At 62.4% G+C, this 11,616-nt stretch carries 6 protein-coding genes and 1 pseudogene; 4 read left to right on the plus strand and 3 right to left on the minus strand.

The window, feature by feature from the left end:
* Positions 1-57 precede the first annotated feature (57 nt).
* From CABTHER_RS11870 to CABTHER_RS16125, 3 genes and pseudogenes are all read left to right on the plus strand, one after another.
* Positions 58-1,788 (plus strand): hypothetical protein, encoded by a 1,731-nt coding sequence (locus CABTHER_RS11870; RefSeq protein ID WP_148264087.1) that lies wholly within the window; start codon positions 58-60, stop codon positions 1,786-1,788.
* A 56-nt stretch (positions 1,789-1,844) separates the two neighbouring features.
* Positions 1,845-2,264 (plus strand): annotated as a pseudogene (locus CABTHER_RS17635) (NAD(P)-binding domain-containing protein); the annotation flags it as partial.
* A complete protein-coding gene (locus tag CABTHER_RS16125) occupies positions 2,209-3,159 on the plus strand; it encodes a SidA/IucD/PvdA family monooxygenase (RefSeq protein WP_081464906.1) in 951 nt (316 codons plus the stop codon). The pseudogene CABTHER_RS17635 and the gene CABTHER_RS16125, both read left to right, overlap by 56 nt.
* A gap of 122 nt (positions 3,160-3,281) precedes the next feature.
* On the opposite strand, the gene CABTHER_RS11880 is transcribed toward CABTHER_RS16125, so the two are convergent.
* Positions 3,282-7,124 carry a TonB-dependent receptor gene (locus tag CABTHER_RS11880; RefSeq protein ID WP_041569951.1) on the minus strand — a complete coding sequence of 1,281 codons (3,843 nt, stop codon included), beginning with the start codon at positions 7,122-7,124 and terminating at the stop codon, positions 3,282-3,284.
* Between the two features lie 263 nt (positions 7,125-7,387).
* On the opposite strand from CABTHER_RS11880, the gene CABTHER_RS11885 reads away from it, so the two are divergent.
* Complete coding sequence (locus CABTHER_RS11885) at positions 7,388-8,512, plus strand: hypothetical protein (RefSeq protein WP_041569952.1); 1,125 nt, start codon at positions 7,388-7,390, stop codon at positions 8,510-8,512.
* A 5-nt stretch (positions 8,513-8,517) separates the two neighbouring features.
* Here CABTHER_RS11885 and CABTHER_RS11890 read toward each other — a convergent pair whose 3' ends face one another.
* Positions 8,518-9,762, minus strand: a complete 1,245-nt coding sequence (locus tag CABTHER_RS11890; RefSeq protein ID WP_014100898.1) for a cation:proton antiporter — start codon at positions 9,760-9,762, stop codon at positions 8,518-8,520.
* Between the two features lie 245 nt (positions 9,763-10,007).
* Positions 10,008-11,471, minus strand: a complete 1,464-nt coding sequence (locus CABTHER_RS11895; protein ID WP_014100899.1) for a mechanosensitive ion channel family protein — start codon at positions 11,469-11,471, stop codon at positions 10,008-10,010.
* Positions 11,472-11,616 lie beyond the last annotated feature (145 nt).

Consider the following 11,616-nt stretch of genomic DNA (forward strand, 5'->3'; position numbering starts at 1 on the left):
GTGGTGGCGCAATGGTGCCGGCCCTGACCTGTTTCAAAGCCAAAGGATGCTATGACCATGGAACGCCAACCGCGCCGCCTCAAATGGTTGAGCGAGGTTCAGAAAGCCTACCCCGGGGCGCGTCGGGGCAACTGGGAAACCCACGGCCTGGACAGCCCCTTTGCCCACCAGACCTACGTGCCGACCGGTCTGGAGGAAGCGCTCTACCGAGACGTTATCAACCGGCGTTTTCGGCTGGTCGTCCTGTGTGGGAACCCCGGCGACGGGAAAACGGCCCTGCTGCAAAAACTGGCCGGTCAGTTAGGCATAGACAAAACCCGTCAGCCCACTGGAACCATTGAGCATCGGCTGCCGGATGGACTGCTGGTGCGCCTCAATCTGGACGGTTCGGCCGCCTGGGAAACGAGTTCCTCGAATGACCTGCTCAACGACCTGCTCCGTCCGTTTGCCAACGGTGCGCCAGCGGAAGACATTGTGCATCTGCTGGCCATCAACGACGGCCGTCTGATGGGCTGGCTCGACGGGCAAACAACGCCTCTGGCCCAGTCCCTGCGCCGGTTGCTCAATGGACAACCCTCCGACGCACCGCACATTGGCTTTTTCCACCTCAACAACCGCTCGCTGGTGGGCGAATTCGATCAGCATGGCAACCTGCGGACAGATTTTCTCGACCAACTGCTGGACCAGCTTTACGGAGGCGCTGAAGCTGGCAGGATTTGGCAGAAGTGCCAAACCTGTGTGGCGCAACCCCGCTGCCGGGTCTTTGAGGCAGCAAGATATTTTGGACCGGCTAACCTGTCCGGCATCGAAGATGAACGCCGACGGCAGCATGCCCGGCAACAGCTTTACCGGCTGTTTCAGGCCGTCCACCAGCGGGGAAAAATCCACATCACCATCCGGGAACTGCGCGGGGCGCTGGTCTATATCCTGTTCGGCATGGCCTCGTGCGACACCTACTGCAAGGCAGACGGTGCAAAAAAGCCTTATCCACCTTTCTGGGAGCGTGCGTTTCGGGTGGCGACGCCTGACCGCCAGGGACGGCTGCTGGAAGAACTGGCCTCCTTCGACCCGGCGCTGGAAGCCCATGCCCGGCTCGACCGGGCGCTGCTCAGGCACTACCGGGGCGTCCACCGGCTGGCCGAGGCGCGGCGGCGCGCTTACTTCACATGGCTGCCGGAAGAAATCGAACAGGCCGGCGGGCCGGGAACCACCCTCGATCTGGCGCGCGGCCGGCATCTGGACACACTGCGCCGGCTGCCGCTGATGTCGGACGAAGAAAAGCAGGCAGTGCTGGCGCGGCTGGGCCGTGGCTTGTCGCGCCTTGAGCCACTGCCGCAGCCGGCTTACCGTCCGGGCCGGATTCCCTTCCGGCTGCATCCGCGCACACCGACCGATACCATGTTCTGGGTCGAAACCCGGCTGGAAGATTTCACCCTGGAATCACCGCTGCTTGGCACCGGAGTCTCGGAAACTGGTCGGCGGGGACTGCCCGCAGAGGCATTTCTGGTGTATCGCTTGCCAGCAGGCAACACGGTGCGTCTACGCCTGACAGCCGATCTGTTTCACGTCCTGCTGGAACTGGAGGGGGGCTATCAGCTCAGTGCCGCGACATTGGAGCAAACTTTTGCCCACCTCTCCCTGTTTATCGAACAGATGATTCACGCCCAAAACCAAGTGTGGTACGCCTGGCATCCGGCACAGGAAGAGCGGGTGTATCGCCTGGCCATCGAGACACGCGACCTGGGATTTGGTTATCATCAGACCCTGCGCATCGTCCCGGAAAACTGAATCCCTACGGCAACTCTGGAAACCGGCTTTCCCGCATCGGAGGCAGCAGGCAGTCCATGGAAGACCGTTCCGACCGTTTCCTCATCATCGGCGCCGGCCCGACGGGGCTGGTTGTGGCGCGCGCGCTCAAACAGGCAGGCATTCCCTACGAGCAGGTCGAAGCCGACGAAGACGTGGGCGGCAACTGGCGGCACGGCGTCTATACCACGGCCCACATCATTTCTTCCCGGCGGACGACGTCCTTCCCGGAATACCCCATGCCAGCGCACTACCCTGATTTTCCCAGTCGCGCGCAGATGCTGGCCTACCTGTGTGATTATGCGCGCCATTTCGGACTGCGCGAACACATCCAGTTCCGGCAGGAAGTAACCGCAGCCACGCCCCTGGAAGACTGGTCGTGGCGGGTTCGGCTGGCCAGCGGTGAGGAACGCCGCTACAAAGGCGTCATCGTCTGCAACGGCCACCACTGGGACCGGGCGTTTCCCAACCTATCCGGGGACGTTTACGGGCGAGTGGTGGCATTCCAAGGACTACCGCCACCCGGAGCAGCTTGTCGGTAAGCGGGTGCTTGTCATCGGAGGCGGGAACTCCGCCTGCGACATTGCCTCCGAAGCGGCCCGCGTCAGCGTCTGTAGCCACCTCAGCCTGCGCCGGGGCTACTGGTTCCTGCCCAAGACCATGTTCGGCATCCCTACAGTCGAAATCATGCGCGGCTGGATGCCGGTTCCCCTGCAGCGCCTGCTGCTGCGCGTGCTGCTGCGGATTATCGTGGGCAAGTACACCCAGTATGGCCTGCCCGAACCCGACCACCGCATCTTTGAGCGGCATCCGACGGTCAACTCCGAACTGCTGCACTACCTCAAGCACGGGCGCATCCGGCCACGCCCGGATGTTGCCCGGCTGGAAGGCCGCCGGGTGCATTTCGTGGACGGCACGGCGGATGAGTACGACCTGGTGATTTGCGCCACCGGCTTTCACCTGAGTTTTCCGTTTCTGCCGCCCGGACTCGTCGAGATCAAGGGCAGCACGGCGCAGCTTTACGCCGGGGTCATCCCACCCCGGACCCGCAACCTGTACGTGTTCGGCACGAGCCAACCCCGCTATGGCTTCGGCCCGCTGGCCAGCCCGGCCGCCGATCTGTTGGCTCAGTTCATTCAGCTTCAGGACAGCATGATGCTGCCGTTGAGTGTCGTATTGGAAATGGGCGGGGAGAAACTCCCGACGACACACCTCGTGGACCCGCACGCGGCCCTGCGGCGGATGAAGCTCGCGCGTTATTTCCTGCCGCTGCTGGCCCGCCGGGAGCGGCGGCTGCGCACCTCACCCCGGGCGCGCGCCATCACGCTGTGGACGCCGGCGCGCACGGCCTGACACTGCCCGAAAAAAAAAACCGGGAGCGACCTTTCAACGGAGGTCGCTCCCGAAAACATTTCCGACGAGATTGAAGGTGATGCGTCAGCGACTTGGGCCGTCTCTGACGCATCACCCGCCAGCTAGAAGTTGAACTTCAGGGCAAACTGAATCTGCCGGGGCGGAGCGGCCAGCGTTGGCGCGCCGCTCAACTGGTAGCTGGGGTTGATCTCCGTGATGTTGACGCGGTTCAAGGCATTGAACATTTCAAAGATGAACTCCAGATTCCGCGCCGTCGCGTCAGCATCGCGTGAGAAGTAGAACTTGCGCGCCAGCCGGAAGTCCACCGAGATGAAGTTTGGCCCGGTGAAGGCATTGCGTCCGACATTGCCCAGGAACGCTGAAACCGGCAGCCCGAAGTTCTGGGGCAGGCGGCTGTCAGGCGGCAGCGTGAGAAAGCCGTTGCCGCGCGGGGATGGGAAACAGGTGAGACCGGCCGTCCCGGGTGGGCAGGAGGTGACGAAATTCGGGCGCGCCGTGGAGGAGCTGTTGACCTGGGTTTGATCCACCCCGATGAGCAGCGTGTAGGGGCGTCCGGCGCCGGCTTCGACAATCGGTGCAAACGTCCAGTCCGCCAGCAGGTAGCGGCCCGGCCCCTCGTTGCGCTTGAAGGGGCTGTTGAAGACGGCGCTGAAAATGAAGCGGTGGCGCTGGTCAAAGTTGGAGTTGGACCGGTCAAGCCGGGGGTTGCTGTTGTCCTGCGGTTCCTGCAGCGTCTGCACGTCGGTCGAATCGTCAATGGCGTGCGACCAGGTGTAGGACGCCAGGAACTGGAAGTTGTTGGAGAAGCGCTTGTTCACGCTGAGCGTCAGGGCGTGGTAAATCGAGCTGCCTGACGACTCATAGTTCTTGGCACTGCCAAACGGTACGAAGGGCGCACCCTGCAGGCGGGGCAGGTTGAAGCGGTTGGTCAGAGCCGTGAGTAGCTGCTGGGCCTGGGCCACCGGAATGTTCAGCGTGGCGGCGGTGTAGAGCAGGTTTGGCCCTGTCCGCCGGAAGTCATTGAAGAGGAAGCGCCCAATCGGGGCCACCTGGGCGGGAAGCCCCGACAGCCCCGGCCCCAGACTGTTGGGCAGGGGGTTGTACAACCCGGCAAGTGGCCCTGTGCCAAAAAAGCCGACCGTCTGCCCGCCAACGACAATCGGGTTGGTTTGCGCCTGAGCGTTGGCCTGAAGCAGCGCCAGGTTCTGCTGGTTGACGTTGCGCGGGCGCACCAGTTGCAGCCCGCGAATGTAGCTGTACGTGGCATTGACCGTAATCGTCCGTCCGAGTTGCCGCTCGATGGAGAGGTTGCCTTGTTGGGTGTAGTCAAACTCGAAGCCCCGGTTCAGGTGCAGGGTCTGGGAGGTGATGGGTGAAAACAGCAGCGACCGGATAGGGCCGCCGTTGAAAATCTCGAAGCCCGGATCGAGCGGGTTGTACCGCTGCTGTCCAACCTGGTAGCCGGGCAGGGGCGGAACAGGGATGTTGACCCGTTCATTGCGGAAGATGGCCCCACCACCGAGCAGGCCCGGAAAGACAAGGAACGGTGACTGGGCTCCATCCACCACGTCGGACAGGAAGATCAATCCCGCCAGAGGCGTGCCGTAAAACAGCCCGTAGGCGGCGCGAACGACCGTCTTGCCGTTGTTGAACGGGTCCCAGGCAAAGGCGATACGTGGCGCAATGTTGTTGTAGTCACGCGGGATGCCCTGCTGGATGCCGACGATTTCCTCCCCAGCGGCAAACAGGTTGGGCATGTTGATGAGGCCGACGTTGCCGGGTCCGGTGAACGGCTCTGGCTGGACGGGGCGAATCTGTTTGGTGTACTGCACGTCGTACCGCACACCATAGTTGAAGGTGAAGTTCGGGCGAATCTTCCAGCTATCCTGGGCAAAGACGCCGAGCACCGGATTGTTGAAGATGCTGTTCGGATTGCCGACGTTCTGCACGTAGGACTCCGGCAGCCCCAGCCCATAAGCCTGGACTCCACTGAAAGGCGGAAACCCCTGTGCCGCCGGGAAGAGCTGATTTGGTGGAAAGGCATAAACGCCGCCGAAGTTGACCTCAAACAGGGCGTTGTAGAGCAGGAGGTTGAAGTCGGCACCGAACTTCATGGTGTGGTTGCCAGCAATCTTGGTGAGGTTGTTCGTCACCTGCCAGCGTTTTTCAACACGCCGGGCGGGCGAAAACGGCTCGCGCCCAAAGGAAGCAAAGCCCGGTATTTCGACCCCCACGGTCTGGCCCTGCGGGCCGTAATCCACGCCCCGGCGGGCAAACTGGAAGCGCGACTCGTTGATAAGCGTCGGGCTGATAGTGGCCAGGTTCTGGGCAACGAGGGCCACATCGCGGGTGCCCTGGAAGCCCGTGCGGGTGAATTCGTTGAGCGCCGTGGGCTGGTTCTGCCCGTTGGAGGGGATGCCCCGTACCGTGGAGGGTGTGACGCTGATCCGGGCAAAGAACTGGTGGATGTCGTTGAAGCGGTGGTCAATGCGCAGCGCCGGCAGGAAGGTGCGCTCGCGCACCGTGTAGTTCCCCAGCAGCGTGTTCATCGGACGGAAGGCGCCGGTGCCGAGCGGAACCGGAGAGTTGACACCGGGATTGGTGATACCCAGCGCCGCCAGCGTCGGAAAGATGGCCTGACCGTTGGTCTGGCGGCCGGTCAACCCAACGCTGGAGCCTTCCCGCGCCAGGAAGTAGTAGGTGTTGAGCGCCTGGAAGGAGGCATTGGTGAGCAACGCCGTTTGAACCGGCGGCGGCAGTGCCGTGAACTGTGTGTTCAGGGGAATCCCCGTGGCCTGTGACAAGCCACTCAGCGCCGCATTGAGGAAGGCCGCCTGCTGCGGTGTCACCTGGGCAACCTGACCGCCGATGGGCACGAAAATACCGCCGGGAAGGTTGGATAGTCCCAGGTTGGGAGATGTGGCCAGCAGGGCCGGCGGCGTAAACGTCGTAAAGCCAAAACCATTGCGCCCTGTGATGTTGAAACCTGTGCCATTGAGGGTCTGGGCTTCAAAGGACAGAAAGAAAAAGGTTTTGTCCTTGACAATGGGCCCACCAAGGGTAAAGCCACCCTGGAACCGGGTTTCCGGGTACTCCCGCACGCCGGCAAAGGCGTTGTTGGCCGAAAACGCCTGGTCGCGGAGGAAGGCAAAGACGTTGCCGCGCAGCTCGTTGCCACCGCCCTTGGAGACGATGTTGATGACGGCCGATGAAGCCCGCCCGAACTCCGGGGCGTAACTGTTGGTCAGAATCTGGAATTCCTGGACGGCTTCCTGGGAAACCGTCGCCCGCACCCCGTTGACACCTGAATCCGTGGCATCGGCGCCGTCAATGGAGACATTGTTGGCGCGGGCGCGCTGTCCGCCGAAGTTCAACCCGGAGGTTGGCGCCACACCCAGCTTGGGCTGGTTGTCGCGTGTCGTGGTCGAGGTCAGCAGCGTAAACCCGACGTAGTTCCGGCTGCTCGTCGGGAGGTTGTTGATGGCACGCTGGTTGATGGTCTCTGCCACGGAGGTGCGCGAACTTTCGATGACCTGCGTATCCGCCGTCACCACGACTTCTTCCGTGGTCTCACCCACGCGCAGGGTAAAGTCGAGCTGCGCCGCCGCCCCGATGGTGAGAACGACGTTGCGGTTGACAGCCCGGGCAAAGCCGGGCGATTCAACCGTGATTTCATACGACCCCGGCGGCAGGGCAATGAACTGATAGACGCCGACCTCGTTGGTTGTAGCCTCACGGGTAAAGCCTGTGCGCTCGTCACGCGCCGTCACTTTGGCCCCGGCAATGACCTTGCCACCTTCATCACTGACCGTTCCACGCAAGTCGGCGGCGTTGACCTGTGATTGGGCGAACGTCGTCGCCGGCAAAAGCAACGAAGGCATAATCAGCGAACCTGCGCCAAGACATAAGCCAATCAGCCCACGGCGCAAATGACACAGCAGCATGGAAGTAACTCCTTTTTTTCCATAGATTGCCCGGAGCAACCGAGTTGATGGGGGCCGGACATACGTGTATGAGTCAACGGGCGACATCTCACGGGACATAAACCGACCGTCATACGTCCCGGCACTCGATGCCTGAACCTCCAGTACCAAAGCACTTTAGCTTGAGGAAAAAAACCGTGAATGTGCAGCTTTCTAGCACGTGGTGCGCAGGTGGTGCAAGTCTGCGTCAGATGCGTCAACCTGTGTGGAAACCGTATTTTGCAGTGCGTCATCAGCCCGGCCGGAGCGTCTGGCGACCAACCCTGGCCGGTCTTCTGGGGCTGGGTGTCGCCCTGTCCCTTCCGTTGGGTCTGCCACCGGCCCCTGTCCTGGCTCAGATTGGCGCAGCGCAGACGGCCGAAGCGACGATCTCCCAAGGGTTCTCGTCCATAGGGCCGCCGCTGCGAGCTGCCGAGATTGAGGGGCGCGTCCGGGAAGCCTACCTGCGCAACCGCGAAGTGGACGATGTTGCTGCCGATATTGACCAGCGGGGGATTGCCTTTGAGATGACCGAAGCCTTCGGGCGCAAAATGCGCTTTCTGCGCGCCGCCCAGGTCGAAAGCGCCCTGTGGCGGGCTGATGAGCGCCGGCAGGCCGTCACCGCCCGCCCCCAGCGCCCTGTGGCGCTGATGACCGACAACCCGAACGTTCCGGTCTATCGGGAGACCCAGCCGTTCATCGAGCAGGTCCGCGCCGTGGCCCAGGCGTATGTCTCCAGCCTGCCGGATTTTACCGTCCGCCAGCGGGTGCAGCGGTACTACCGGGTGGCCGGCCGCCCCTGGCAACTCGGCGACTACCTTGAAATCGCCATTGCCTACTCGGCCGAAAAAGGCGAGAAACTGGAACTCAAGCTGCACAACGGCGTCTCCACCTCGCTCGGACTGGACGAAGTGGGCGGCCTGACCTCGACCGGGCAGTTTGCCGGACTGCTCAAATCCCTGTTTGATGAAACCTCACAGACGACCTTCCGGGATGCCGGGACGACAAACTTCTACGGACGGACGTGCCAGGTCTTTGCCTACGTTGTCGAGACCGCGTACTCCCGCCAGACGTTGCAGGTCGGCAAGGCGCGCACGATTGCCGGCTACCGGGGGCGGATATTCGTTGACCCCGAAACCCGGCGGATTGTCCGGCTCGAATCCGAGAGCTTTGACCTGCCACCGGATTTTCCGGTTTCCGAGGCCGTCTCGATTGTCGAGTTCGGGTGGGTCACAGTGGGCGAAAACGACTACCTGCTGCCGGTTGCGGCGCGGGTCGCGCTGACCGACCGCAAGGACCGGATCACCTCCCTCAACTGCATTACTTTCCAGAAGTACGGCAAGTTTGAGACGACGGTGGTCGTTGAATAAGCCCATCAGGAGACTTCTTCGACCGCTTTGGCGAGGGCTTCCGGGCTGGTGTGTTTCTGCGCCTGCCCGGTTTCCCCGGCGAGGTTGAACGCATAGGCCGCCAGCGGCGGTCCAATGGTTTCAAACACCGCCACCGCCCCCAGCACCACGGCCGCGACGCTTGCTGCCTGGTCCGGGAACAGTTCCGCCGTGGTGCGCGTCAGCCCGATGGCCATCCCGGCCATCGGGATCAGCAACATACCGCGCGCCACAGCCTTGTTAAGCGCTTCCCGGGTGGCGGCCGCCACGGCCACCACGCCCCCAACCTTGGCCAGACTGCGTGTCACAACCAGCAGGATGACGACCGGCGCCAGCGTGATGAGGTCATGAAGGTGCAGGTTGGCCCCGGCCGAAACGAACAGGACGATGAAGAACAGCTCGAACGATTCACCGAACTGAATCTGCGACACCGTATCTTCCTGTTCGAGGTTTTTGACCACGATCCCCAAAACCAGTGGCGCATACAGTGCCGACAGGTTGAAGACGTTGGCCAACCCCGTGGTGAGCATGACGCCCCCGATGACAAAGGCCAGCCGGTACTGCGTGGCCTCGCGGGTACGGTGGGTCAACACATACACCACCGCCCCGGCAGCGCACCCCAGAATGAGTGAGCCAAAGAACCGGTAGGTTGGCAGGAGCAGAATCTCGCTCCAGCTTTTACCGGAAGAAAACTGCACCAGCGGCAGCAGGGCCGAAAACGCCACGAAGGAAACAACGTTGTTGATGGCGACAAGGGTTTTGGTGGTCTCGGTCACGTCGCCTGACGCGCGCACTTCGTGGGCCACGTGCAGAAGCACGGCCGGAGACGAAGAAACGACAATGGCCGCCACCAGCCCGGCGACCGGCAGGGCAAACCCGGCGATCCAGAGAACGCCGGCAACGACGATGATGGTCAGGGAACTCTCGGCCAGCCCCATGACACCCAACATCACACGCTCCCGCAACAGGGAAAGTTTGAGTGAAAGCCCCAGCCGGTAGAGGATGAGTCCCAAGGCGATGTCCACCAGAATCCTGGACTTGGTCAGGGTGGCCTCGTCGAGGACAGCCAGCCCGCTGGGTCCGAAGAGCAGTCCGATGAGCATAAACCCCGTGATACTTGGCAGCCAGGGGAAACGATGGGACAGATAGCCCCCCAGTGCGCCCAGAATGAGCAGCAGACCGAAGACGGTCATCGTGTCGAAGGCGATGGGCCAGGTCGGCAGGAAGTTCATGGCAGCGGTCGGTTCACCTCCAGCAGCTATGGTTGGCGGGGACGTTGCTCCGCTGGCGGACGTGCAGCGTTTGGTTGGCCGTCGCCTTCCACCACGATCCGAAAAGGGGGTGCCGGGGAGCGCCGGGCTTCGCTGTCGTGAGGAACGGGTGTTTGCGGACCATTCCGCAGTGCCGTGATCTGGGGGGACATGATTTCGATGCCGGCAGCGTCAAAAGCGTCCCGGATGTTGGCATGCAGGGCCGCCTAAGTGTATGGCATCAGCCAGGCGTCGTTTGTGTAGGCATTGAGTTCGTAGGACACGTGAACATCGTTCAACTGCGTTTGCCAGACAAACGGCGGCGGTTCGGCGCGGATACCCGGCGTGGCGCGCGCCGCGGCGATGAGCAGTTCCTGAACCTGCCGCCACGGAATGTCATAACCCAACGTCACTGTCGTGTGCAGGATAATGCCGCGTGTACGGGCCAGCGTCGAGTAGTTGATGATGGTGCCGTTGAGTACCTGGGCGTTGGGAATCGAGACAACTTCCTGCCGGATGGTTTCCAGACGGGTGACGAAAAGGGTTTTTTCCACGACATCCCCGGTCGTCGTGCCAATCTGAACCCGGTCGCCGATGCGAAAGGCCCGGGTGTAGGTCAACACAATTCCGCTCACCACGTTGGCAATGGCCGAACTCGAGGCCAGGGAAAACAGGGCCCCGATGAAGATGGAAACCCCGCGAAATGCCGGCGACTCGACGCCCGGCACGTAGGGAAACGCCACGATGAGGCCGGCCGCGACAAGAAAGATGACCACCAGCTTGTAGGTCGGACGCGCCCACTCCGGGTCAAAGCCCCCGATGACGATGACACCCCGTTCGAGCGCCAGCGCAATCAGGCGCGCGCCCTTGATCGCCGCCCAGGTCAGGACAACCACCGTCAGAATGAACAGCAGGTTGGGGATGTAAAGGATGAACGCTCCCCACAGCGTCACGAGTGGCGTCAGGACGGCTTCCCAGAATGACCGCGACAGTCCCTGCGTGGCCGGAAAAAACGTGAACAGCAGCGGCAGGTAGGCAATGACAATCCCAGCCCGCGTGAGAAACCAAAGCCCTGTCAGGACTGTCAGCCGCGCTTCACGCAGCCGTCCCCCGACCAGGACATCCAACCGGTTCAGCAGCCGTGACGAGTGTGGCGTGGAAGATTCAGCCCGCCACGCCCGGCGCAGACGTGCGACCAGTTCATCCACTGCCCGCCAGACCGCAGCAATGACGACGGTGGCCAGCAGGGAAAACAGCACCCCGGTCAGCAGCGATTGCCACGAAGTGGCCTGACGCACACGTTGCAGAGCCGCTTTGATGTTCCCGGCGGTACGTTGCGCCAGCTCCGCACGTGGCAGACCGGCGGCAACGGCGTCGGCTTCCGTAACCACCGTAATCACCCGGCTGCCCAGCACGATTTCAACCGTGTCGTCATACTCGACCGGGCGCAGGTCTTCCAGATTGAGAAATGGCGTGGCGGCCAGCTCGACCAGCCGCCGCTCAACAATGGATGCCCGCTCTGACGGCGACAGCGTGCCCAGTCGCGCCCGGATGCGAAACACCGTCTCTCCGCCCAGTTGCACCGGCACGCCGCTTTCAACTGCCGGAGCCGGAGCCTGGAGTTCATCGGCCAGAACCGTTTGCACTGTGGGCAGAGCCGGCAACAACAGCAGAACAAGCAGCGCCGACATAAGGGACGGAAAACGTGCACCCCACCGGCGCCAGGTGACTGGACAGGCCGCGGCCGGAGAAGTCTCCCGTGCGGATTTTCGTTGCCTTTGCCTGGACATAGACCAAAAATAAGGCTTCCTGAACATTTCGGCTTCCTTAGATAGC

The organism is Chloracidobacterium thermophilum B, assembly GCF_000226295.1.
Classification (GTDB): Bacteria; Acidobacteriota; Blastocatellia; order Chloracidobacteriales; family Chloracidobacteriaceae; genus Chloracidobacterium; species Chloracidobacterium thermophilum.